This window comes from Microbispora oryzae (genome assembly GCF_017896165.1).
GTDB classification, from domain to species: domain Bacteria; phylum Actinomycetota; class Actinomycetes; order Streptosporangiales; family Streptosporangiaceae; genus Microbispora; species Microbispora oryzae.
Genome location: NZ_JAFCNB010000002.1, coordinates 287991 through 312549 on the forward strand (window position 1 = coordinate 287991; position 24559 = coordinate 312549).

Annotated in this window: 16 protein-coding genes and 1 tRNA gene; 6 read left to right on the plus strand and 11 right to left on the minus strand. The window is 72.7% G+C overall.

Features of this window, described 5'->3' with window-relative positions; genetic code table 11:
• Positions 1–114 precede the first annotated feature (114 nt).
• Positions 115–2199: a phosphocholine-specific phospholipase C gene (locus tag JOL79_RS04850; protein WP_210154429.1), complete on the minus strand. Its 2085-nt coding sequence runs from the start codon at positions 2197–2199 to the stop codon at positions 115–117.
• A gap of 276 nt (positions 2200–2475) precedes the next feature.
• On the opposite strand from JOL79_RS04850, the gene JOL79_RS04855 reads away from it, so the two are divergent.
• Complete coding sequence (locus JOL79_RS04855; protein WP_210154430.1) at positions 2476–2913, plus strand: SRPBCC family protein; 438 nt, start codon at positions 2476–2478, stop codon at positions 2911–2913.
• Positions 2914–3040: 127 nt separating this feature from the next.
• Here the strand turns inward: JOL79_RS04855 and JOL79_RS04860 are convergent, their stop codons facing one another.
• Entirely contained in the window at positions 3041–3457 is a 417-nt protein-coding gene (locus JOL79_RS04860) for a DUF779 domain-containing protein (protein WP_210154431.1), read from the minus strand.
• 4 nt (positions 3458–3461) lie between these two features.
• A complete protein-coding gene (gene exaC, locus JOL79_RS04865; protein WP_210154432.1) occupies positions 3462–4985 on the minus strand; it encodes an acetaldehyde dehydrogenase ExaC in 1524 nt (507 codons plus the stop codon).
• 206 nt (positions 4986–5191) lie between these two features.
• On the opposite strand from exaC, the gene JOL79_RS04870 reads away from it, so the two are divergent.
• The gene (locus JOL79_RS04870) at positions 5192–6337 is read left to right on the plus strand and encodes an NAD(P)/FAD-dependent oxidoreductase (protein ID WP_307848317.1); all 1146 of its coding nucleotides are present in this window, start codon (positions 5192–5194) and stop codon (positions 6335–6337) included.
• A gap of 113 nt (positions 6338–6450) precedes the next feature.
• Here JOL79_RS04870 and JOL79_RS04875 read toward each other — a convergent pair whose 3' ends face one another.
• Entirely contained in the window at positions 6451–7710 is a 1260-nt protein-coding gene (locus JOL79_RS04875) for a GAF domain-containing protein (RefSeq protein WP_210154434.1), read from the minus strand.
• A gap of 130 nt (positions 7711–7840) precedes the next feature.
• On the opposite strand from JOL79_RS04875, the gene JOL79_RS04880 reads away from it, so the two are divergent.
• The gene (locus JOL79_RS04880) at positions 7841–8677 is read left to right on the plus strand and encodes an alpha/beta fold hydrolase (RefSeq protein ID WP_210154435.1); all 837 of its coding nucleotides are present in this window, start codon (positions 7841–7843) and stop codon (positions 8675–8677) included.
• Positions 8670–9221 carry a TetR/AcrR family transcriptional regulator gene (locus JOL79_RS04885; RefSeq protein ID WP_210154436.1) on the plus strand — a complete coding sequence of 184 codons (552 nt, stop codon included), beginning with the start codon at positions 8670–8672 and terminating at the stop codon, positions 9219–9221. Before JOL79_RS04880 ends, JOL79_RS04885 begins: the two co-directional genes overlap by 8 nt.
• 29 nt (positions 9222–9250) lie before the next feature.
• Here the strand turns inward: JOL79_RS04885 and JOL79_RS04890 are convergent, their stop codons facing one another.
• The 3 genes from JOL79_RS04890 to JOL79_RS04900 form a co-directional block, all read right to left on the minus strand.
• Entirely contained in the window at positions 9251–10576 is a 1326-nt protein-coding gene (locus JOL79_RS04890) for a glycosyltransferase (RefSeq protein ID WP_210154437.1), read from the minus strand.
• Between the two features lie 6 nt (positions 10577–10582).
• Complete coding sequence (locus JOL79_RS04895) at positions 10583–12787, minus strand: HAD-IIIC family phosphatase (protein WP_210154438.1); 2205 nt, start codon at positions 12785–12787, stop codon at positions 10583–10585.
• Positions 12788–12881: 94 nt separating this feature from the next.
• Entirely contained in the window at positions 12882–13808 is a 927-nt protein-coding gene (locus JOL79_RS04900; RefSeq protein ID WP_210154439.1) for a TauD/TfdA family dioxygenase, read from the minus strand.
• Between the two features lie 494 nt (positions 13809–14302).
• Between JOL79_RS04900 and JOL79_RS04905 the strand changes: the two genes are divergently transcribed.
• Positions 14303–19843: a non-ribosomal peptide synthetase/MFS transporter gene (locus JOL79_RS04905; RefSeq protein ID WP_210154440.1), complete on the plus strand. Its 5541-nt coding sequence runs from the start codon at positions 14303–14305 to the stop codon at positions 19841–19843.
• Positions 19844–19953: 110 nt separating this feature from the next.
• On the opposite strand, the gene JOL79_RS04910 is transcribed toward JOL79_RS04905, so the two are convergent.
• Together JOL79_RS04910 and JOL79_RS04915 are read right to left on the minus strand one after the other, a co-directional pair.
• Positions 19954–20697 (minus strand): methyltransferase domain-containing protein, encoded by a 744-nt coding sequence (locus JOL79_RS04910; protein ID WP_210154441.1) that lies wholly within the window; start codon positions 20695–20697, stop codon positions 19954–19956.
• Positions 20698–20773: 76 nt separating this feature from the next.
• Positions 20774–21775 carry a DUF2332 domain-containing protein gene (locus tag JOL79_RS04915; protein WP_307848319.1) on the minus strand — a complete coding sequence of 334 codons (1002 nt, stop codon included), beginning with the start codon at positions 21773–21775 and terminating at the stop codon, positions 20774–20776.
• A 143-nt stretch (positions 21776–21918) separates the two neighbouring features.
• Here JOL79_RS04915 and JOL79_RS33760 point away from each other — a divergent pair, with 143 nt between their 5' ends.
• Complete coding sequence (locus tag JOL79_RS33760; protein WP_210154442.1) at positions 21919–23367, plus strand: sensor histidine kinase; 1449 nt, start codon at positions 21919–21921, stop codon at positions 23365–23367.
• 109 nt (positions 23368–23476) lie between these two features.
• On the opposite strand, the gene JOL79_RS04925 is transcribed toward JOL79_RS33760, so the two are convergent.
• A tRNA-Lys gene (locus JOL79_RS04925) sits at positions 23477–23550 on the minus strand.
• 154 nt (positions 23551–23704) lie between these two features.
• Positions 23705–24472, minus strand: a complete 768-nt coding sequence (locus JOL79_RS04930; protein WP_210154443.1) for an NERD domain-containing protein — start codon at positions 24470–24472, stop codon at positions 23705–23707.
• Positions 24473–24559 lie beyond the last annotated feature (87 nt).

Below are 24559 nucleotides of genomic sequence, written 5' to 3' on the forward strand. Positions count from 1 at the left end.
GCGGAGCAACACAGGACAGGGCACCACAGCGACAGGGACAACACAGGACAGGGGCGACATGGCAATCGGGGGTGACACAGCGATCAGGGTGACGCAGCAACCGGGTGACACGGGTCAGCCGGTGACGCCTGGCCCGCCGTCCTCGATGCGGCCCATCAGACGACGGCCGAAGCCCGGGTGGCCCGCCACCTCCACCCGCAGGTCGTACCAGCCGGTCGGCGCGTGCCAGGAGAACCGGCCGCGTCCGCCGCCCGCCACCCGGAGGGTCTCCGCCGTCCCGCCGTACGCCAGAGGAGTGATCGTGACGTCGAGGGGACCGTCTTCCCGGTTGTCGACGAGCAGGTCAAGCGTGCTCGTGGCCGGGTCGATCGCACCGGTCACCTCCACGGGGTCGGCGGGCCCGCCGCGGAACTCCCGGCGGAATCCGTTGGGCCCCGTGAGGACCAGGTCGTATGTCGGGCACGGGAAGTAGACGACCTCGCGGGCGGCGCCGAGCACGTCCAGGTGCAGGGGCTTGGGCAGCTCCCCGAGGTAGCCGTAGAGGGTGAGGTGCGCGCTCTCCGTGCCGGTGTTGGTCATGGTGATCTCGACCGCCCGGCCGCGGACCCGCGCCGAGGCGTCCGGCCGGTACGGCAACGGCCGGGCGGGCCGCACGCCGGGCTCCTGCACCGGCATGCGCGGCTCCCGCGGCACCTCGGGATACCAGCGGCCGGTGAGGACCGGCCTGCGGTCTCCCCCCGCGGGCCCGCCCGGCGCGACAGGGCCGGCGGCCGTGTCGGCGGCAGGGCTGGCACCAGTACTGGCGACGGCGTCGGCGAGTGGGCCGGCGGCAGGGTTGGCTACGGGGTCGGCTACCGGGTTGGCTACCGGGTTGGCGAAGTCGAAGGCGGAGGTCAGGTCACCGGCCACGGTCCGCCGCCACGCGCCGATGCGCGGAGCCCTGATGCCCAGCCACGTCTCCAGGAAACGGACGGTGGAGCTGTGGTCGAACGTCTGCGAGCAGACGTAGCCCCCCACGCTCCACGGCGAGACCACGATCATCGGCACGCGCATGCCGAGCCCGATCGGGCGTCCGCCCACGAACTCCTCCGGCGTGCCGTCCGGCGGCACCGGCGGGGGCACGTGATCGAAGAAGCCGTCGTTCTCGTCGTACGTGATGAAGACGGCGGTGTGCGCCCACGTCTCCGGATGGGACGCCAGGGCGTCCAGCACGTCATAGATGATCCTTCCGCTCTCCGCCGGGGACGACCCCTCGGGGTGCTCGGAGTCGGCGAGCGAGGTCACGATGTACGACACCGCCGGCAGGTGTCCCGCGGCCACGTCGGCCGCGAACCACTCGGCGAGCCCGCCGGTGCGGGCGCGGCGCAGGGCCCGGTCGTAGAGTTCACGGTCCGCCGGGCCGAGCCGGCCGGCCCGCTCGGCCAGGTCGGCGAGCATCGGCGCCGGGTCCTCGGACGCCCTGACCTTCTCGTAGAAGGAGTGCATGCTGCTCAGCCCGAGCTTCGCCATGACGGCCTTGAACGTCGCGAAGAACTCCAGGTTGTTGCACTGGTAGTTGTCCCACTCCTGGTAGACCTGCCACGAGTGGCCCGCCTCGGTCAGCAGCTCGGGCACGGTCGTCCAGTCGTAGCCCGCGTGGCCGTCCTCCTCGCAGGCGCCGTTGTCCACGGCCCGCTGCTCCGTGCCCGGCTCATAGCCGGTGTAGCCGGAGATGTGGTAGTTGCGGTTGGGGGTCGTCGAGGTCAGCAACGAGCAGTGATAGGCGTCGCAGATCGTGAAGGCGTCCGCCAGCTCGTAGTGGAAGGGCAGGTCGCGCCGGTCGTAGTAGGCCATCGTGGACGGGCCCTTGTTGGGCGTCCAGGCGTCGTTCCACCCCATCGCCCAGGCGTTCTGGGTGCCGAGCCAGGTGTGGTCGTGGGTGTCGAGCAGCATCGGATCGGCCCCCGCGCGCTCGGCCGCCTCCCGTACGGGGAAGGGCAGCACGCCGTCCTGCTCGAACATCGGCCGCCAGGCGCGGGTCGAGACCGCGTTGCGGTCGCCGTACCCGCGGACACCCCGCATCGTGCCGAAGTAGTGGTCGAACGACCGGTTCTCCTGCATGACGAACACGACGTGCCGCAGGTCGGACAGGGCGCCGGCCGGCACCGGGCGCGCCAGCGCCCGCAGGAGCGACGGAGGAAGGGCAGATCGTGGCGACATGGCATCACTCGCGATTTATAGGCGTTTATCAGGCGAAATGCCCACAACCTAACAGCGCCCCACCTGCCCTTCCCCGGAGGAGGGGCGTCGAGCCGGTTACGGAAGGGCGGCGGCCCCATGAACGGTCCCGCGAGCGACTCCCTGAACGCCCCCGAGAACGCCTCCGCGCCCGACTCCCCGGACGAGCACGCGAACGGCCCTTGGACGGTGCCGCCCGAGAGCGGGGAAGCTTGTGGCGGGGAATCCGTATCGGGCCGGGCGAACGTAGAGGATGACATGAGTCGTGTCTCGGTGGCGGTCGACGTGGCGGCGAGCCCGGAGCGGGTCTTCGAGGTGCTGACGGACTGGCCACGGCACCACGAGTGGATGCTCCTCACCCGGGCCGAGGCCGTGGCCGGGGAAGGCCACGGCGAGGGCGACCGGCTGGCCGCGTTCACCGGTGTGGGCCCGCTCGGCTTCACGGACACGATGACGATCACCCGCTGGGACCCGCCGCACGAGGTCGTCGTGCGCCACACGGGCCGGATCATCCGCGGCACCGGCCGGTTCCGGGTGCTGCCGCGTCCGGCCGGAGGCAGCACGGTCGTGTGGGAGGAGGACCTGGACGTGCCCTTCGGCGCCGCCGGACGCCTGATCTGGACCGCCACGGAGGGCCTGACCGCGGCCTTCCTCCGCACATCCCTGCGCCGGCTCGCGGCGCTGGCCGCCCGGTGAGCCGGACGCGCCCGCCCTCCGGTCGCGGTCGGAGGACGGGCACGTGCTCATACGGCCCCGTACTCATACGACCCCGTACTCATACGGCCCCGTACTCATACAGCCGCGTACGGACACAGCCGCCTGTTCAGGCTGACGGCGCGCCGGGGGCGGACGACGCGTCGAGCTCCGCCAGCTCCGCCAACTCGGACTCGGTGAGCAGGCGGGAGCGAATCAGGAAACGCACCCCTTCGGGCGCCTCCAGGGAGAAGCCGCTGCCCCGCCCGGGGACGACGTCCACGGTGAGGTGGGTGTGCCGCCAGCGCTCGAACTGACTGACGGACATCCAGAACGTCACGGGTTCGTCCACGCCGTCGACGGCGAGCGAGGCCAGCAGCACGTCGGAGGAGCCGGTGCGGAACTCGCCCTCCGGGTAGCACATCGGGGCGCTGCCGTCGCAGCAGCCGCCGGACTGGTGGAACATCAGCGGTCCGTGGTCCGCCCGCAGCCGCCGGATGAGATCGGCGGCCGCGGGGGTCAGGCCCACGCGGGAGACCTCGCCCATCGGCCTAGAAGAAACCGAGCTTGGTGGGCGAGTAGCTGACCAGCAGGTTCTTGGTCTGCTGGTAGTGCTCCAGCATCATCTTGTGGGTCTCCCTGCCGATGCCCGACTGCTTGTACCCGCCGAACGCGGCGTGCGCGGGGTAGGCGTGGTAGCAGTTCGTCCACACCCGGCCCGCCTGGATGGCCCGGCCCGCCCGGTAGGCCGTGTTGATGTCGCGGGTCCACACGCCCGCCCCCAGGCCGTACAGGGTGTCATTGGCGATCTTGACGGCGTCGTCGAAGTCGGTGAACGAGGTGACCGACACCACCGGGCCGAAGATCTCCTCCTGGAAGATCCGCATGTGGTTGGCCCCCTCGAAGATCGTCGGCTCGACGTAGTAGCCGCCGGACAGCTCACCGCCGAGCTCGGCCCGCTGCCCGCCGGTGAGGACCTTCGCGCCCTCCTGCCGGCCGATGTCGAGGTACGAGAGGATCTTTTCGAGCTGGTCGTTGGACGCCTGGGCGCCGACCATGGTCGCGGTGTCGAGCGGGTGGCCCTGCACGATCTTCTCGGTCCGTGCCACGGCGGCGTCGAGGAAGCGCCGGTAGTGGCCCTGCTGGATGAGCGCACGGGAGGGGCAGGTGCAGACCTCGCCCTGGTTGAGGGCGAACATCGTGAAGCCCTCGAGCGCCTTGTCGAAGAAGTCGTCGTCGGCGCTCGACACGTCGTCGAAGAAGAGGTTCGGGCTCTTGCCGCCGAGTTCGAGGGTGACCGGCCTGATGTTCTCACTCGCGTACTGCATGATCAGCCGTCCGGTCGTGGTCTCGCCGGTGAAGGCGATCTTCGCGACGCGGGGGCTGGAGGCCAGCGGCTTGCCCGCCTCCACGCCGAAGCCGTTGACGATGTTGACGACGCCCGGCGGCAGCAGATCGGCGATCAGGCTCATCCAGTAGTGCACGGACGCGGGCGTCTGCTCGGCCGGTTTGAGCACGACCGTGTTGCCTGCGGCCAGGGCGGGCGCGAGCTTCCAGGTGGCCATGAGGATCGGGAAGTTCCACGGGATGATCTGCCCGACGACGCCGAGGGGCTCGTGGAAGTGGTAGGCGACGGTGTGCTCGTCGAGCTCGGCCAGGCCGCCCTCCTGGGCGCGGATGGCGCCGGCGAAGTAGCGGAAGTGGTCGATGGCGAGCGGGATGTCGGCCGCCAGCGTCTCCCGGATCGGCTTGCCGTTCTCCCAGGTCTCGGCGACGGCCAGGCGCTCGGCGTGCTCCTCCATCCGGTCGGCGATCCGGTTGAGCACGCCGGCCCGGTCGGCCGCCGAGGTGCGCCCCCAGGCGGGCGCGGCCCCGTGCGCGGCGTCCAGCGCCCGCTCGACGTCCTCCGCCGTACCGCGGGCGATCTCCGTGAAGGACTGGCCGTTGACCGGCGAGGGGTTCTCGAAGTAGCGCCCCTTCTGCGGCGGGACGTACTCCCCGCCGATCCAGTGGTCGTAACGATCCCGGTACGCCATGACGGCGTCCGGCTGTCCGGGCGCTGCGTATCGTGCCATGAGAGGGACCTCCGGGAGGTTCGGGGGTGACGCCCCCGACGCTAGTTTCGGAAATGTTGCCGAGACGTTGCCGCCGGATCCGCCTGAGCCACCGGAGCCGACTGAGCCACCTGAACCACCGCCGGCCCCGCCGCCGGATGGCGTCCGATCCGCGTGGACCCGCCCGGACCGGTTTCGGCGCGTCCCGGCGTGGCACCCTTGATCAGGTGGACGACGTGTGGGACGTGGTGATCGTCGGCGCGGGCCCGGCCGGGTCGGCGGCGGCCCTGCGGGCGCGGCAGCTCCGGCCGGACGCCCGGATTCTCCTGCTCGATCGGGCTTCCTTTCCCCGCGACAAGGCCTGCGGCGACGGCATCGCGGCGCACGCGCGCGCCGAGCTGGCGACGCTGGGCCTGCCCGATCTCATCGCCGACCATCGCCCGGCCCGGCGGCTGTCGGTGATCTCTCCAGGCGGGGCGCGGGTCCTCGCGACCGTCGCCCGGCCCAACCACGTGGTCCCCCGGCTCGTGTTCGACGCGCGGCTCGTCGAGGCCGCGCGGTCGAGGGGGATCGAGGTGCGCCGCCACCGCGTGCGGGCCCTCGCCCACGGCGGCGACCACGTCGTTCTCGACGGCGCCGTCCGGGCCGGAACCGTGATCGCCGCGGACGGCGCCAACTCCGCCGTACGGCGGCTGATCGGGATCCCCGCCTCCCCCGACCGGCACACCGCGATCGCGGTCCGGGGGTACGCCGACGTCCCGGCCGACGACGACGTCCAGCTCATCGCCATGCAGCGGGAGGGCTGGCCGGCGTACGCGTGGTCGTTCCCGGTGGGGGACGGCACCGCGAACGTGGGATTCGGCATGCTGCTGCCCGAGCTGCGGGCCACCGGGCTGCCCGGCCGCGAGGTGCTGCACGGGCGGCTCGCCCGGCTGCTTCCGCACCTGCCCGCCCGGGATCTGCGCGCCCATCACCTGCCGCTGTCCACCGGCCGACCGAAGCCGGGGGCGGGCCGCGTGCTGCTCGCCGGTGACGCGGGCAGCTTCATCAATCCCCTGACCGGTGAGGGCATCTACTACGCGCTGCTGACCGGCCGCCTCGCCGCGGAGGCGGCCGTCCTGTCCCCCGCAGGTCCGCTGCCCGCCTACCGGCGCTCGCTGCGCCGCGCGCTCGGGCGGCATCTCGTCACCACCGACCTGCTGGCCCGCGCCTCGCGCCACCCCGCGTTCATCGACGCCGCGATCGAGACGGCCGCCCGGCGCGGTGACGTCTTCGACCTGCTCGTCGACGTCGGCCTCGGCTCGGGGACGGTGCCGCCGTCTCTCGCGGCCGCCGTGGCCCGCCGCTGGCTGGGCAGCGCCGTACGCGGGTGAGCGATGCGGCGCCCGGGGTCGAGACCGGAGCCGGCCCGGGATCTGATCGGGCTCTGATCGGGATCGGAAACGGGATCGGAAACGGGATCGGAAACGGGATCAGACCCGGGGGGTCACCCGGGCGGCAGGCCGAGCTCGGCGTCGAGCTCGGCGACCCGCCGCGCCACCCGGGGCAGGAGCGGTGAGCCGGGCGCGGTCGCGCCGAGCAGGGCCTGCCAGGCGAAGAGGTCGTCGGCTCCCCAGGGCGTGCGGACCCACCGCCGCAGCAGGACGGGGTCGCGCGAGGAGATCAGCAGGTCGCGCAGCCGGTCGTCGATGAGCCCGCGCTGCCGGACCACGCCCGGCGCCTCGGAGGACGGCAGGAGCGGCCCGCGGTAGGCGGCGAGGGCGGCCGCCGCGTCGCCGGCGGCGAGGTGGTCCGAGAGCGTCTGGAAGTCCGCCAGCACCGGCGTGCGCAGCCGGTAGGGCCGGGAGTCGAGCAGCGGGCCGAGGCGGTGGCGCAGCCGCGACAGCTCTGCGCGCGGGGTCACCGGTTTGAGCCTGCGGTCGCCGTACAGCTCGAAGCTGAGCCGATCGCTGTCCAGCCCCTCGGGGTGGCTCGCGAGCAGGACGACGATCTCGCTGTGCCGGTGGCCGAGGCGGATCCGCCGGGGGCCCAGGGAGAGGACGGCGTCGTCGCGGCCGAGCGCGGAGAGCGTCACGGAGGCGGTCGCCGGCGCGGGAAGCGTCGCCAGATGCGTCTCGGCCGCCCGCGCGGCCGCCTGCACCAGGCCCAGGCTGTACGGGCTGGCCAGGTGATCGCCGCCGGTGACGTCGACGGCGCCGAGCAGCAGCCCGGTGCGGGGATCGTGGACGGGGGCGGCGCAGCAGGTCCAGGGCTGGACGGGCACGCTGAAGTGTTCGGCCGCGAAGATCTGCACCGGGTGGTCGACCGCCAGCGCGACGCCGGGCGCGTTGGTCCCGGCGTGCGGCTCGTCCCACCTGGCCCCCGGGACGAAGTTCATCCGCTCGGCCCGTGCCCGTACGCCCTGGCGGCCCTCCACCCACAGCAGCCGGCCCTCCGCGTCGCAGACCGCGAGCAGGTGACGGCCGTCGTCGGCGATCGGGCCGAGCAGCTCGCGGAAGAGCGGCATCACCTGTGCGAGCGGATGCCGCTCGCGGTGCTCGTCCAGCTCGGCGTCGGCCCGCTCCACGGGCGCGAGCCCGTCGGGGTCGACCCAGCGCGCCGAGCGCCGCCAGGAGTCGGCGACCACCGGCCGGACCGGCCCGGCGATGGACCCGGCCGACAGGAAGCGCTCGTGGGCCCGGCGCAGCTCGCGGGTACGCCTGGCCGCGTCGGCCCCCGGCTCCAGCGCGAGCCATGGATTCGTCACGGCGCCCTCACTCTCCGGGGTCCTTGGGCCATCGTCACCCAGCCCCTCCCTCAGGGCAATATCGCCGGACTTGACGATCCAGGCTAATAGCATTAGCTTTACAGCTAACAACATTAACCGGGAGGGCGAGATGACGGAGTTCCTGAAGATCGGGGATGGGCGGATCGCGTACGACGTGACCGGGCAGGGACCGCTGGTCGTTCTGTCGCACGGGCTCGGAGACGACAGGCGGGGATGGCGCTTCCTGGTGCCGGTGCTGGTCGAGGCCGGATTCCGGGTGGCGACCCCCGACATGCGCGGGCACGGCGAGTCGACGACCGGGTGGGCCTCCTACTCGCGGACCGACGTCGCCGGCGACCTGCTCGAACTGATCCGCCACCTCGGCGGCCCCGCCGCGATCGTGGGCCACTCCTTCTCGGGCGGCGGCGCGACCATCGCGGCGGCCACCGAGCCGGGTCTGGTCCGCGCGATCGCCGAGATCGGCTCGTTCACCCGGGCCCAGAAGATCGATCTGGGCGCTCTGGTGCGGAACGGGCGCTACCGCAAGGGCGTCTCGCTGCTGCTGAGCACCGCGCTGTTCCGCAGCCCCGGCCTGCTCAAGCGCTACCTCGATCACGCCTATCCCGGGGTGCGGCCCGGCGACTACGACACCTTCACGGCGTCCCTGCTGGCCGACCTGCGCCGGCCGGGGCGGGCGGCCGTCATCACGAAGATGGGCATGTCGGCCCCGACCGACGCGGGCGCCCGGCTCGGCGACGTCAGGTGCCCCGCGCTGATCATCAACGGGACGCTCGACCCCGACTGGCCGGACGCCGCCGCCGAGGCCGCGGGCGTCGTGGCCGCCCTCCCCGAGGGCCTCGGCCGGGTCGTCATGATCGACGGGGCGGGCCACTACCCGCACGCCCAGTTCCCCGCCGAGGTCGCGGCGGCGCTGCTGCCGTTCCTGAACGAGCACGCCCGTGGCTAGGGCCGGGCTGTCGCGGGACGCGGTGGTCGACCTCGCGCTGCGGATCGCCGACGAGGAGGGTCCGGAGGCGGTGACGCTGTCGGCCGTGGCCGGGCGGGCGGGGGTCGCCCCGCCCTCGCTCTACAAGCACGTGCGCAACCTCGCCGACCTGCGTGTGCTGCTGACCGATCGCGTCTACGGCGAGCTCAGCGACGGGATCGCGCAGGCCGTGCTCGGGCGTTCCCGCGACGACGCGGTGCGCGCCGCCATGCACGCCTGGCGCCGGTACGTCCTGGAGCACCCCGGGCGCTACTCGGCCGCGATCCAGGCGCCTAACCCGGCCGTCTCCGGTGCCGGCGACCGGCTGGTCGAGATCGTGCTCACCGTGCTGAAGGGCTACGGCCTGGAGGGGGCGGACGCCATACACGCCACCCGCTGCATCCGCTCCGCCGCCCACGGCTTCGCCGTCCTGGAGGCGGCCGGCGGGTTCGGCCTGCCCGAAGACGTGGGCGTCAGTTACGACCGGCTGATCGACATGATCCTCACCGGTCTCCGTTCCGGCTGACTCCGGGTGACCACCCGGCCGGGGCGCCGCTACGGGCGGCCGTTCCGCTCGCGCAGCGCGGCGGCCAGCCGGGCCCGCTGCGCCGGACTGAGCCGTTCCAGCCGCTCGCGGCGTTCCGCCCGCTGGTCGGCGCGTGCCCGCTCGTCGGTCAGCGTCCGATGGCCGGTGCGGTCCGGCTTGCCGTCCGTGCCGATCAGCGCCTCGACGTGACCGGCAGCCGCCCGTACCGCCACGTCGGCGGCGGCGTCGGCGGCCAGCAGGGAGATCCGGTCGCGGTAGCCGTCGTCGGCGAGCGCCGCGGCGATCAGGTCGGCGGCCCGGTCCCGCGACCAGTGGGAGACCGGCAGCCAGCGGGCGACGCCCGCCCGTTCCAGCCGTTCGGCGTTGTCGGGGCGGTCGACGCCGTGGGCGAGCAGCACCTGAGGCGCCGACGAGGCCAGCGCGCGGGCCAGCGTGCCCATCCCCCCGTGGTGGACGACGGCGGCCACGTGCGGCATGACCGACGCGAACGGGGCGGACGCCGTCCACTCCACGCCGGAAGGCAGCGGGTCGGGCACGAACGACCGGTGCCGGGTGACCAGCAGGGCCCGCCGGCCGAGGCGGTGACAGGCGTGCGCGGCCACCTCGTAGAACCGCCGGTGCAACACCTGGCCGGTGCCCCCGGTGATCAGCACGGGCGGCTCCTCCCACGCGGGGACGGGCCCGTCCGCCGTGTCGCCGAGCACGAACCCGCAGCGCACGACCTCGGCGGGCGCGGCCTGCCCGGCGGCGTCGAACCACTCCGGCCACAGGGCGAGCTGGACGCGGGGTGAGGTCAGGTACGCCGCCCACGCGCGCACCTTGGGCAGCCCGAACGCCTGGAACACCTCGTCGTAGCCCGGCCCGAGCACATGCCGGTAGACCTGCCCGGTGACGGGCAGCGCGACGTACTGGCTGGGCGAGACCGCGACCAGCGCCACGGGCACCCCCGACAGCTCGGCCGCCATCAGCGCCGCCACGCCCGACGTGTGCCGGGCCACCACGACCGTCTCGCCCGGCCGGTAAAGCTCCCTGAGCGTCTGCACCTCGTCGCGGAGCTGCTCGAAGAGCCCGTTGCGCCGGTAGAGCTCGCGCACTCCGTCGGGGTCGCGCAGGGGGTCGAGCATGAAGGTGCGCGTGTCGTCCAGGTGCCGGTCGTACGCCTCGTCGGTGTCGATGGGCACGTGCCTGAGCCCGGCCGCCGCGATCCGGTCGGCGAACCAGGCGTGGGTCAGCACGGCGACCTCGTGCCCCCGTGCGGCCAGCTCGCGGCCGAGCCGCACGAACGGGAGCACGTCGCCGTTGGTGCCGTGGGTGCTCAGCAGGATCAGGGCCACCGCGGATCAGCCGTCCCCGGCGGAGAGCAGCGCGTCGATCTCCTCCTCCGACAGCCCGGCGAGCTCGTCGAGCAGCCCGGCGAGTTCCTCGTCCCCGGCCTGGGCCAGCTGCCGTTCCTCGATGACCTTGGCCACCTGGGCCACGGTGAACGAGGTGGTGTAAAGCGTGTCGAAGGGCAGCTCGACGCCGTATTCGGCCCGCACCCGGGCCATGAACTGGACCAGCCGCAACGAGTGGCCGCCCAGCTCGAAGAAGCCGTCGTCCACGGACGCGGGCGGGGTGTCGAGAAGCTCGGCCCACCACCGCATGACGGAGGCCTCGACGGGACTGGCGCCGTCCACCGGGCCGATCCGCGGGCGGTCGTGCCGCATCGCGTCCAGAGCGGCGCCGGCCGAGGTGAGGCGGGTGGCGATCCGCTCGATCCGGGCCCAGTCGGCCGGGCCTCCGGCTTGAGGCTCGCCCGCCGGGACCGCCGGCTCCGTCCCCGGCTGAGGTTCCGGCTCCGTCGCCGTGGGCTCGGCCGCCGCCGTACGGGAGCCCGGGACGTACGCGACGGCCGCGGCCGCGCCGGCGTCCAGGACGTACCAGACGACGCCCTCGCCGTCCTCCCTCACACTGGGCAGGCCGTCGAGGAAGTCTCGCGCGGGCCGGTTGCGCGCGCTCTCCCGGAAGGCCAGCGCCACCCGGGACAGGCCGCGCCCGGCGGCGAGCGCGCCGAGGTGGGCGAGCATGCGGTGCTCGACGCCGCGGCCGAGCGCGCGGCAGCTCAGCAGGAACGCGTCCACCCGCAGCGTGTCGCCGTCCTGCCGCACGGCGGTGAGCCCCACGACGCCGTAGTCGCCGAACCGGTCGCCGACCGCCACGACATGCCGCTCACCGCCGGGCGAACGCTCGCCGGAGAGGTTGAACTGGTTGGTGCGTCCGGCGAGCTGGACGGCCCGCGCCTCGTGCTCCGGGCCCACGGGAGTGATCGTGACGCGCAGGTCGAGGGTGGCGAAGAAGTCGGCGAGCGACATCTCGCTTCTCGCCCGGTCGCGCCGGCGCTCCTCCTGGTAGAGGCGGGTGCGGTCACGGTCGGTCGCCGTCACGGTGGTCACGTCGAGCGGCCAGCAGTTCCGCAGGAACGCCGCCGCCTCGGCGGGGTCGGCGGGCAGCCGCAGCGTCAGCGCCTCCGGGCAGGCCGCGCGCACCTCCGCGCACTCCACCGGGCTGTCGTCGAGGAACACGAACGAGTCGAGCCCCAGGTTCAGCTCGTCCGCGAGGGATCGCAGGGCGGCCGACTTGGCCCCCCAGCCGATCCGCGTGGCGGTGATCCGGTCGAGACCGATCGGCAGCTCGGGATGCCGGGCGAAGACCGCGCGCACGTCGTCCTCGTCGTTCTTGCTGGACAGGCAGAGCAGCCGCCCGGCCTCGACCTGCCGGGCCAGCTCGTGCCAGACCTCCAGCCGGGCGGGCCCGATCTCCACCCCGTCCGGCCCGTCCTCGCCGACCACGCCGTCCCACAGCGTGCCGTCGCAGTCGGCCACGATGACCTTGGGGCGGGGGGTGCGCATCGCGTGCGCGCGGCGGACGATCGCGCCGGCCAGGGCCGCGAAGTAGCGCTCCGTGTAGGGGATGTTGCCGGTCCGGTCGGCGAACGCGTCATGCACGCCGTCGCCCTCGTCGTGGCCGCCGTCCCCGTCTCGCTGAGGGCCCCCGCCGCCCGCGCGGCCGGCGACGACCCCGCCCGGCTCGTACGGCTCGGCCCCGTCGAGCACCGAGACGGCCGGGTCGTCCGCGAGGCGCTTGGCCACGCCGGCCGTCAGCCGGGCGTGCGCCGCGTGCGCCCCTCCTCCGGGGGAGGGCGGGCAGACGACCAGGACGTGCGGGACGCGCGTGCCTCGCGCCGACGTCCGCAGCGCCGCCACGAGGTCGGCGACCACCGCGTCCGCAGCGTCCGCGGCATCCGCAGCGTCAACAGAGTCCGCAGCGCCGACGGCGGCCGGGCCGTCGCCCTGGATCAGGTCCTCGGCCCGCACCAGCACGGCGACCGCCCCGGGCCCGCCGAACACGTCGCCGGGGTCGAGGAGCGCGGGAAAGACCTGGCCGTACGGGGCGAAGGCGGGGCCGCCGCCGAGGCCGGCCTCGGCCAGCCAGAAGCGCAGCGGCTCCGCGAGCGGGTCGGCGGTGAAGGTCGCGGCGACCCCCAGCCGGAAGGCGTGGTCGTTCACAACGGTCCCCCTTGTCTGGACGGTCACGTTTTCGATCGGCGGGTTCCCGCCGGACCCGGTCAGGCCGATCCCCGTCGGGCCGATCAGGTCACAGTCAGTCGGACATGGCGACCAGGACGCGCCGCGAGCCGGTGAAGGGCCGGCGGCCGTGCCCGACCAGCACGTTGTCGATGAGCAGCAGGTCGCCCTCGCGCCAGTCGACGTCGACGGCGTTGTCCAGCCCGCGGTCCCGCACCTGGATGACGTACTCGTCCGGGATCGGCGTGCCGTCCGGGAACGTCACCGACTGCGGGAGCTCCTCGCGCGGCATGAGCTCGGCGAGCATGGCGGCGGTCTCGTCCCCGAGCGACGCCGGGTGCCACTGGTCGGACTGGTTGAACCACACCTCGGCCCCCGTCACGGGGTGGCGGGTGGTCGACGGCCGGGTCTGCGAGACGCGGACGCCGCCGTCGGGCCGCCACTGCCAGTCGGCGCCGATGCCGTCGAGGAACGCGGCGACCTGGTCGCGGTCGTCGGTCTCGAAGGTCTCCTGCCAGCTCTTGCCGAGCCCCCGGCCGTCGTGCAGGTTCTGCGTGTATCGGACGCCCTTGGCGAACGCCTCCCTGACCTCCGGGTCCAGCGACCGCAGCCAGCGGACGCCGTCGACCACGGGCGTGGCGCCGCCGGTCTCGGCCGCCTTCTGGCAGAAGAACAGCAGGCGGGACGGCCAGCTCGCCGAGTACGACAACTCGTTGTGCATCGAGATCGTGTATTCGGGCGGATATTCGGTCGAGGTGTAAACGTTGCCGCCCACCTTCGTACGCGGCGAGTTGCCGTGGACGTACGCGAGGCGGTTGGGCAGCAGCAGGTCCATCACCAGGTCGAGAGTCTCGGCGGTGACGTTGAAGCCACGGAACACCACGGCCTTTTCGCGGACGAGCAGAGCGCCCACGTCGAGGCCGCGCAACCGGTCGGCCAGCGCCTGCGGAGTCGCGTCGGAGCCGTCCGGGGACAGCACGAACGGCTGCCATTCATCGGTCATCGGCGTCCTCCTTCTCCTTGTGGAGACCGGGCGCGCCGATCTCTGGAAAACGTGGGATCGAGGAGGCAGAGAGGCCCTCGTCTCGGCGGCGCCTCTGCCGAGAGATATACGGCGGACAACATAAGACGCGTTCGGCCGTTCACGCAAGAAAGCATTTTGAAACCGTTGGTCCGACGACCCGAGTCAAAATATCCGACAGTCCGGTGTGTTCACCGGTAATGGCGACAGAAGCTCATGTTTAGTTGTCCGGAATTGATTACGGAATGAAATGTTCCCGATGCATTCCGCGATTATCGCCTGCTCACCGTAGGGCTTGCGTTACAGGAACGTTTCCCGTATCGTAAAAAGACAACCCCCGTGGGAGCGCTCCCACAATTCTCCGGCCGAATCGCGTCACCCATCTGCGAATCGGCCGTAAAAGCGTTTTCTCGTTCACCGCCGGCAGTCCGCCGGCAGGTTTCCTGCGCATTCGCGCGCGGAGAGGAGAACGCTCGGTGACCATAACGCCGACGACTGAAAACGACCATCTAATAGCGTCGCTTTCCCCACGCAGGAAGGAGGCCCTGCGCCGGCTTCTCGCGGCGCGGGCCGCATCCGGGCCGGGGATCGGGGCGACGCCGCGGCCCGACGGGCCGCTGCCGTGCTCCTACGAGCAGGCGCAGATGTGGCTCGGCTCGCGACTGGGCCGGGGCGCTCCCGCGCCCAACGCGACCATCGGCCTGCGGCTGACCGGCCCGCTTGACGTGCCCGCCCTGACCGCCGCCCTGGACGCGCTGGTGGCCAGGCACGAGGTGCTCCGAACCGTCTACGAGGGCGACGGTCCGGAACCGCGGCAGGTCGTCCTCCCCCCGGGACCCGCGCCGTTCGACATCGAGGATCTGCGCGCGCTCCCCGGGGACGAGCGGGAGGAGTGCGCGCGCGAGATCACGCTGGCCGCCGCCGTGGAACGCTTCGACCTCACGACGGGGCCGCTCCTGCGCACCACGCTGGTCCGGCTCGCCGACGAGGACCACGTCCTGCTGTTCGTCTGCCACCACATCGCCTGCGACGGGTGGTCGGTCGGCATCGTCGTCGACGAGCTGACCACCGCCTACGCCGCGGCGCACGAGGGCCGGCCCGTCGACGTCACCCGGCCGGCCGTCCAGTACGCCGACTACGCGCTGTGGTCCCGCCGGGAGCTGACTCCCGAGCAGCGGGCCGCGCGGGTGGCGTACTGGCGGGACCGGCTCGACGGCGCGTCGGCGGTCGAGCTGCCGACGGCGAAGGAGAAGGATCCGGAACGTGCCCCGGGGACGGGCACCGGGACAGGCGTCGCGGCGGGCAAGCGGAGCGGCTCCCACCTGTTCACGCTGCCGGCCGAGACGCTCGACGCTCTGCGAGCGGCCGGCGGACCGGGCACGACGCCGTTCGTGGCGCTGCTCACCGTCTTCTCGATGCTGCTGTCGCGCTACACCGGCGGCTCCGACCTGACGATCGCCTCGGTGAACGGCGGCCGCCGCCGCATGGAGCTGGAACCGGTCGTGGGCTGCTTCGTCAACCCGCTCCCGCTTCGCGCCGATCTCTCGGGGAACCCGACCTTTCCCGAGGTGGCCGCGCGGGTCCGGCGCGGGCTGGGTGAGGCCGTGGCCAACCACCTGCCGTTCGCGGAGCTGGCCGAGTCGCTGAGCGACCGGGACGCGCGCCGGTTCTCCCTGTCGACCGTCGGCTTCTCGCTCCGCGCCTTCCGCGACCAGCGCGGCCGGTGGCCGGGCCTGACGGCGTCGGTCTGGGAGCACGAGGTCGACGACTTCACCTACGACCTGGCCCTGCTGGTGCATCTGGGCGAGGCCGACGACCCCAAGCTCTACCTGACGTATCAGAGGGACCGGTTCGACGAGGCGTCGGTGACCCGGCTCGCGGGCCATTTCCGCGCGCTCGCCGAGCGGATCGCGGCGGCCCCTGGCACCCCGCAGGCCGAGCTGGAGCTGCTGACCGGCGAGGAGCGCGAGCTCGCCCTGGGCGGATGGAACGACACCGCGAGGCCGTACCCCGAGGCGGCGCTGCCCGAACTGCTGGAACGGCACGCGGGCTCCGACGCGGTGGCGGTCGCCTTCGAGGGCCGCACTCTGACGCATGCGGAGCTCCACCGGCGGGCCGACCAGGTCGCGCGGCTCCTGCGCGGACGCGGGATCGGCCCGGAGGACACGGTCGGCGTGCTGCTCGACCGGGGGCCCGAGCTGATCGCCTGCCTGCTCGGGGTGTGGAAGGCGGGCGCGGCCTACCTGCCGATGGACCCGAAGTTCCCGGCCCAGCGGATCGCCGACATGCTCGACACCGCGCGGACGCCGCTGGTGCTGACCTCCGCCGCGTACGCCGGGCTGTTCGCGGGGGTCCCCGGCGATCCCGAGGTGATCGACGTGGACGGCGGCGCGGTCGACGCGCAGCCCGCCGAGCCGGTCGGCGTGCCGTACGACCTCGACCGGCTCGCCTACGTGATCTTCACGTCGGGGTCGACCGGGCGCCCCAAGGGCGTGCAGGTCACCCACCGCGGCCTGGTCAACCACGTCTGGTGGGCGGTCGAGGAACTGGCCGGCGACGGCGACGGCGGGGCGCCCCTCTTCGGCTCGGTGGCGTTCGACCTGGTGGTGCCGAACCTGTGGGCGCCGCTCGCCGTCGGCCGCCGGGTGACCGTGCTCCCCCAGGACTTCGACATGGGCGAGCTGGGCGCGCTTCTAGTGGCGGGCGGTCCGTACGACTTCATCAAGTGCACTCCGGGACATCTGGAGGTGCTCGGCCACCAGATCGACGCGGCGCAGGCCGACGCGCTGGCCGGGAAGATCGTCGTGGCGGGCGAGGCGCTGCCCGGGTCGATGGCCAACCGGTGGCTGGAGATGCTCGGCCCCGGCCGGCTGATCAACGAGTACGGCCCCACTGAGGCGTCCGTCGGCACCTGCGTGTTCCCGGTGCGCGATCGGCAGCTCGTCGAGGTCGTGCCGATCGGCCGTCCGCTGCCCAACATGCGGATGTACGTGCTCGACGCGGCGCGGCGGCTGTGCCCCGTCGGCGTGCCGGGCGAGCTGTATGTCGGTGGCGTCGGGGTGACGCGGGGCTATCTGAACCGGCCAGACCTGACCGACGAGCGGTTCCTGCCCGACCCGTTCGCGGCGGGCGGGCGGATGTACCGCACCGGCGACCGGGTCTCCTGGTTGCCCGACGGCAACGTCGCCTTCCTCGGCCGGTTCGACGACCAGGTGAAGATCCGGGGCTACCGGATCGAGCTGGACGAGGTGAGGGCGTCCGTGCTCGATCACCCGGGCGTGCGCGACGCCGTCGTCACCGTGCACGCCTTCACGCCGGAGGACAAGCGGCTCGTCGCCTACTACGTGCCGGCCGGCGGGGAGGTCGGCGACCTGGCGGAGCACTGCGCCGGACGGCTGCCCGACTACATGGTGCCGTCGGTGTTCGTGCCGCTGGAGATCATCCCGCTCAACCAGAACGGCAAGGTGGACCGCAGGGCGCTGCCCGACCCGGTGGTGACCGTCGCCGGTGACCTGGCCGAGCCCACCACCCCCACGGAGGTCGTGGTCGCCGGGGTCTGGCGGGAGGTCCTCGGCATCGACGCGATCTCGGTCGACGCCGACTTCAACGCCCTCGGCGGTCACTCGCTGCTGCTGATCCGGATGGTCGCCAAGTTGCGGCAGGTCCTGCCGTCCGACGGCTACCAGGTGACCGTGCTCGACGCCATCGCCAACCGGACCGTGCGGGAGCTCGCCGCGCTGGCCGACCGGGCGAACGGCGGGCCGGACGAGGCCGGCTCCGACGGCCCGCGCGGCCTGCTCGTGGAGCTCACCCGCCCGGTGCCGTCGCCGGTCCTCTCGCTGGTCTGCATCCCGTACGGCGGGGCGAGCGCGATGGTGTACCAGCCGCTCGCGGACGCGCTGCCGTCCGGCCACGCGCTGTTCGCCGTCGCCCTGCCGGGCCACGAGCTGGGCGTGGAAGAGGACGTGCTGCCGTTCCACGAGGCCGCGCAGCGGATCGCCGACGAGGTGATTGCCCGTGTCCGCGGCCCGGTCGCCCTGTACGGCCACTGCGTGGGCAGCGCGCTGACGGCGGAGATCGCGCGGCGGCTGGAGGCGGCCGGGCGCCGGATCGAGGCCGTCTACATGGGCGGCAGCTTCCCCTTCGCCACCCCCACGAAGGGCATCAACGGGCTGCTCGGCCGGATCTTCCGGAGCAAACGGCTCGACAACGCCAACGCGCACGCGAACTGGCTCCGCGCGATGGGCGCCGACCTGCAGGACCTGGAGCCCGACCAGGTCGACCACATCATCCGCACGATGCGGGTGGACGCGCGGGCCGGCGAGGACTACTTCACCGAGCTGGTCGAGCGGCAGAGCCCGCAGCTGCGCGCTCCGGTCATCTCGGTGATCGGGGACCGCGACGCGCTGACCGACTTCTACCAGGAGCGCTACCGCGACTGGCACGCGGTGTCGGAGACGACGGGGCTGGTCGTGCTCGCCGAGGCCGGGCACTACTTCCTCAGGTATCGCACCGAGGAGCTCGCCCGGATCGTGACGACGGCCCACACGGCGGTGGACGACCCCGGCGCGTGGCGGCCCCGCCACGACGACGCGGAGACGTGGTGGGCGGAGGCGCTGTCGTCCGACGCACGGGCCCGCACGGCCGGGGCGCAGCCCAGTCTCGGCCGGTTCTTCACGGTCGCGACGGGCCAGATCGTCTCCATGATCGGCGCGGTGATGACCGAGTTCGCCATCCCGATCTGGGCCTACCTGAAGACCGGCTCGCTGGTGCAGTTCGGGCTGTTCGCGATCATCGCCCTCGTACCCGGCCTGATCCTGGCGCCGCTGATCGGCGCCCTGGTCGACCGGTACGACAGGAAACGGGCCATGCTCGCGGCCGACGGCCTGTCCCTGGCCGTCCAGGCCGCGCTGCTGGCACAGGTGGCCACCGACACGCTCACCATGCCCGTCCTGTACGGCCTGCTGGTGCTGCTGTCGGTGTCGGTGACCCTGCAACGGGTGGCCTGGCAGTCGGCCGGGCCCCAGCTCGCGCCCAAGCACTACCTGCACCACGTCGGCGGCGTCGTCCAGCTCGGCAACGCCGTCGCGCAGCTCATGGTCCCGCTGTTCTCGGTGGCGCTGCTGTCCCTGATCGGCATCACCGGCATCCTGACCGCCAACGTCGTCTGCTACGCCCTGGCGTTCGCGGTCACCCTGCTGGTCAGGTTCCCCGCGACGATGGCGTGGCGGCGCAGGGAGACGGTGAACGCCGAGATCCGCAACGGGTTCCGCTACCTGCTGCGGCGGCGGGGCCTGCGGGCGATGGCCTTCACCATGTTCATCGTGAACTTCTTCCTGTTCACCGGGTTCATCATGATCCCGCCGCTCGTGCTGTCGGTCGGCGAGCTGGCCGACACCGGGCGGGTGGCGCTGATCGCCGGGATCGGCGCGGTCTGCGGCGGCCTGACCATCGCCCTGTGGGGTGGTCCGCGCAACCGCCGCATGTTCGGCATGTTGTCGGCCGCCGGGGTGCTCGGCGTCTTCTGTGCGATCGCCGGCCTGCGGCCGTCCCTCGTGCTGATCGCCGTCGGCGCGTTCGGGATGTCGCTGATGATGACGATCAGCGACGGCATCTGGCTGACGATCATCCACTCCAAGGTGCCGCAGCGCTACCACGCCCGGGTGATCTCGATCAACCGGATGCTCGCCCTCTCGACCCAGCCGGTCGGCCTGGCCGTACAGGCCTGGCTGGTGGGGCTGGTCTTCGAGCCGCTGATGCGGGCGGACGGGCCCCTGGCGGGCACCGTCGGCCGGGTGATCGGCGTCGGCGAGGGCCGCGGCATCGGCCTGCTGTACATCGTCTGCGGCCTGGCCATCGCCACGACGATAACGATCGCGCTGCGCCACCCGGCGCTGGCCCGGTTCGACGAGGAGACCCCGGACGCGGAAGCGGACGATCTCCTCGGCCTCGAAGCTCTCCGCGCCCGGCAAACGCCCCCCGCCGAGTCGCGGAGCATGTCAGCCGTAGGAGGCTGACTCCCCCGAGGGCCCGCCGGCCGCGCGAGTCGCCGGCGGGTCCTCCGCTTCACCCCACCCAGTCCTGCCTCGGGTCACAGCGCTGGTCACACCGCGCGTCACACCGCGGCTTAGGGCAGATCGGCGACGAGGAGCCGGTAGCCGGCGTCGAATTCGTCGAGGCGCAGCAGGGACGCGTGGCGCTCGCGCCACCGGCCCGAGGTGAGATCGTCGGCAAGGCGGCCGAGCGCCCGGCGCCGGACCTCCTCATCGAGCTGGGCGAGGACGGACATCCCGGCCTGGACTAGCGGATCGAGGTAGGCCTCGGGCCGTCGCCAGTGGGCGGCGCCGAAACCGTCGGTGCAGTCGTGCGGGACGGGCACGACCTCGGCCCGCGCGCCGCCGAGCAGCTCCGCCAGGAGCTCGACCGAGGGCGTCCTGTCCTCGTCCAGCGCCGCGACCTCCGGGAGGTAGTCGGTGAGCAGCCAGAACCGCCGGGTGACGCGCGGGTCCCAGGTGAGCACGACGACCCGGCGCCGCGCGATCCGGCGCAGCTCGGCGATGCCCGCTTCGACGTCGGACCAGTGGTGAACCGTGAGGATCGCCATGGCGGCGTCCGCCACGCCGTCGGCCAGCGGGATCCGCTCCGCCCGGGCACGCAGAGCGGGGGCCGCCCCCGGTGGGCGCTGACGGATCATCACCGTGCTGGGATCGATCGCCACGAGCGTGCTGGGCGGCTCGTACGAACCGGTCCCCGCGCCCACGTTGACCACCGAACCGGCGTCGCCCAGAGCGGCCTCGATGCGGGCCGCTATCCGGGGGTCGGCCACGCGGGTCGCCGTGTAGGTGGTGCCGATGGTCTCGTAGGCCGTCATGTCACGAAGTATCGCCCGACTCCCCCGGCCAGATCAGCCGAGTTGACCGAGCCGGCCGATACCCGAGCCGGCCAGGTCAGCCGAGCCAGTCGAGCCACTCGCCGTGCGGACCGGCCATGGCGAGCGGCTCGCCGTCCAGCGCGGGCAGGAACGCCAGACGATCCGGGGACGGCGGCCGGCCGAGCCGCGCGAGGACCGAGGGCAGCCGGGGCGACCCCTCGTTGGAGACCCACCGCACCGGCAGGCTCCGGACCGTCGCCACGAACCGGTCGCGCTCCTCCGGCTCCAGGTAGGGCATGAGGGCGCTGTGGAACACGACCACCGTGGCGTCCCTGGGCGCGCGGGCGACCAGGCCGGGCAGCGCCTCGGCAGCCTCTCCCCGCACCAGCTCGGGGGGTTCCCTCCGTGCCATCCCGGCCGCACCGCGCAGCCGTTCCAGCCGATCGGCCTGCTCGGGCCAGACCAGGCACTCCAGCCAGCGCAGCGCCTCGTCGTCCCGTACGTCGACGGGGTCGAGGTCGAGGCCCGCCCGCCAGACGACCCGCGGCACCCGCTCCGGCACGGGGACCGCGCCGTCGGTGCGGCAGGCTAGGACGACGGGGCTGTCCGCCGGCCCGACGGCGGGCCGGTCGTCGTACTGATAGCGGTAGCGATCGGGGTAGAGACACAGGCCGCCGGACGTCCCCACCTCGATCAGGGCGAGGGGCTCGGGAAGTGACGCCAGCACCGGCAGCAGGGCCGCGCACCGCCCCACCTCGTTGGTCTGCGTCCTGCGGGCGAGCATCGTGGCCCTCACCCGCTCCCACTCGTGGACCGTCCACGCCAGGAAGGCGGCGGGGTCGTCCCACGGACCGCCGAGGAAGCGGACCGACGCCAGCAGCAGGTTGGGCTGCCGCTTGATCGGCGGCAGTTCGTCGATCAGGCCGACCAGCCCTGGGGCCGCGGCGACCGCGCGCGCCAGGTCCTCATATGCCGGCGAGTGTCCCCGCACCTCCCGCTCCGCGAACACCCGGTACCGCTCCGCCGTGTCCACCCGATCTCCCCCCGCCCCGGCCGTCCCGGCGTGGCCCTCGGCCACACGGGCCGCGACCCTACCTCGACCGGCCTCTTCACGCCGGTCCGTACCAGAAGAAGAGACGCCCCGGGCAGGGGCGAGGAGCCTGCCTGACACTATGGACAAAAGGGGCAAAAGGCGCAAACTCCCAGGAGGGCACCACGTCGGTGAAAATCGATTGGCGGCGCTGGGCGCCCCACAGCCGGCCGTGGCCGCGCTCCATCCGGGTGCGCTACGCGCTCGCCGTCGGGACGCTGTTCCTGATCACCCTCACGGTGGTCGGTGCCCTGGTCGACCTCGGGATCCGGGACAGAATCTCGGCGGACCTCATGCGGGACACGCGTCTGGCCATCGTCGACTGGACCGCGGAGATGAGACCGGGGCATGTCCCGCCACCCCCGCCGACCGTTCGCGCCGACTACCTCCAGCTCGTCGACTCCAAAGGACGTGTGGTGGCGGCCAACGCGGAGGCGGCGGGAAAACCGCCGCTGACCACGTTCCGCCCCGCGGCCGACGACCGGCTGCAGGATGTCACCGTCTGCCCGCCACAGGAGACGTGCATGCTGGTCACCGCGCTACGTCCCAACGCGGGGACAACCCGGCTGCTGTGGAACGGCGAACCGCATTTCATCTACGCCGGTACGAGGCATCCGCCCGCCCTGGCCAGCCACTACCTGGAAGTGGGGATCGGAGCCGCGGTGCTGTTCGCCTCCGTGGCGGCCTCCTGGGCCACCTGGCTGGTGGTGGGCCGGACCCTCCACCCGGTCCGGGCGATCAGCGCGAGGATGCGTGAGGCCACAGCGGGCGACCTCAGCCTGCGGGTTCCGGCGCCCCCGGGCGACGATGAGATCGCGCAGCTGGCGCGGACCTCCAACGCCTATCTGGAGCGGCTGGAGAAGGCGGTGACCGCCCAGCGCCGGTTCGCGTCCCTGGCCTCGCACGAACTCAGGTCTCCGGTCGCCGCCCTGCACGCCGAACTGGAGGACGCGCTCGCCCACCCCGACGATACGGACGCGCGTGCGACCATCCGGGCGACCCTGCGTACCGCGGAGCGCCTGCAGGCGGTCATCGACGACCTGCTGGCCTACACCAGAGTCAAGAACACGCGCCCGTCAGCCCATGTGCCGCTCGACCTGGCCGCCGTCGTGCGGGAGGAGGCGGCCGTCCTGAGCCGCGGCACGCCGATACGGCTGTGCGTAGCCGACCGGCCGACCGTCCTGGGGTCCCATGTGCAGTTGGCCGGCGTCGTGCACAACCTGCTGGCGAACGCGCGGCGGCACGCCCACTCGCGCGTCGACGTGACGGTCGGACGCGTGGGCGGGAAAGCCGTGGTGACCGTGCAGGACGACGGGGCGGGCATCGCGCCCGAGGACCGCGAGCGCGTCTTCGAAGCCTTCACCCGCCTGCGGGAGGGGCGACGCCTGGACCCCGGCGGCAGCGGGCTCGGCCTGGCCATCTGTCGTGAGACGTCCCTGGCTCACGGCGGATCCCTGACCATCGAGGACTGCCCGAAGGGAACGCGGTTCGTGCTCCGCCTGCCGGTGACGGACCCGACCGTGGAACGCGACGGCGAAAAGCACCCCGGCCTCGGCCATACGGCCCGAATCTCGCCTTAGCCGATCCTGTATGGGCCACAGCCGGGCAACAGTGCGCGGGGCACGCCGAGTGAGGCCGCCAAATGGAAAAACCCCAGGTCAATGACATTGACCTGGGGTCTCTCGCCGGTGCGCCGCCAGGGACTCGAACCCCGGACCCGCTGATTAAGAGTCAGCTGCTCTAACCAACTGAGCTAGCGGCGCGAAAGCCCTTGAAGGTTATCGCACCGGCCAGCGCACTCCAAATCAATCCAAAGCCGATCGAGCGCACGGGGGCGCACGAAAGGGAGGGCCCGGGAGCGGCACCCTCAGAGCCCGCTGATCCGGGGACTCATCAGGCCATGCGGCTCCATGCGGCTCAGGTCATCCGGCGCAGGATGCGGGCGGCGGTGCGGGACAGCAGCTCGATCTGGTCGGGGGTCAGCCTGACCTCGTCGTGCGACCGGATCCAGCGGGCCACCTTCCGGGGATAGGCGACCGTGAGCCCCTCTCCGGTGACCAGCCCGGCGCGGCCCTTGATCCTGCCGCTGTGCACGGCGAGCACCGGCGCGATCGTCACCTCGATGCCGGTCTCCTTGGTCAGCAGCCCGGCCATCGTCCCGGCGGCCCCGATCAGGCCCTTGGCCACCGAGGTGCCAAACTTCTCGTCGAAGAACAACCGCTCGCCATATCTGGCGATGAGCACGTCGGGCGCCCACGCCTCGTTGTCCACGATCCAGACGCCGGCGGGCCCGATGACGAGATGATCGATGGACGCCTCTCCCGGCACGGCCCGGCCGTCCATGACCTGGTATCCGTGCCGGCGCAGCCCGAGGCGCAGCAGGCGGCCGGTCCTGACCTCCCCCCGGCGCTTGCCCCGCCACACGGCGGTCCGCTCGTGCAGGCGCCAGGCGACGACCAGGTCGGTCAGACCGGCCGCGGCGCCCAGCGCCACACCCATGACGAACGCGTTGAGCCCCAGTTTGGAGCCGAGCAGGTTACCGAACAGGAAGCCGGCGGCGGCGATGGCCGCGCGGACGCGGAGCCGGTTCTTCCGGCCCGCGAACCAGAATGTCTCGTACAGGTTCTGCGGCGAGGCTCCGGTGAACTTCTCGTCGCGCGGGACATAGATCGACCCATTGGGCACAGCGCCAACTCCCCACAAGTCAGGCGGCTTTCTCCCGGGATACCCAGGCGGGAATCCCAACTCTCCTAAGGTGAGGGAAGTACCGCA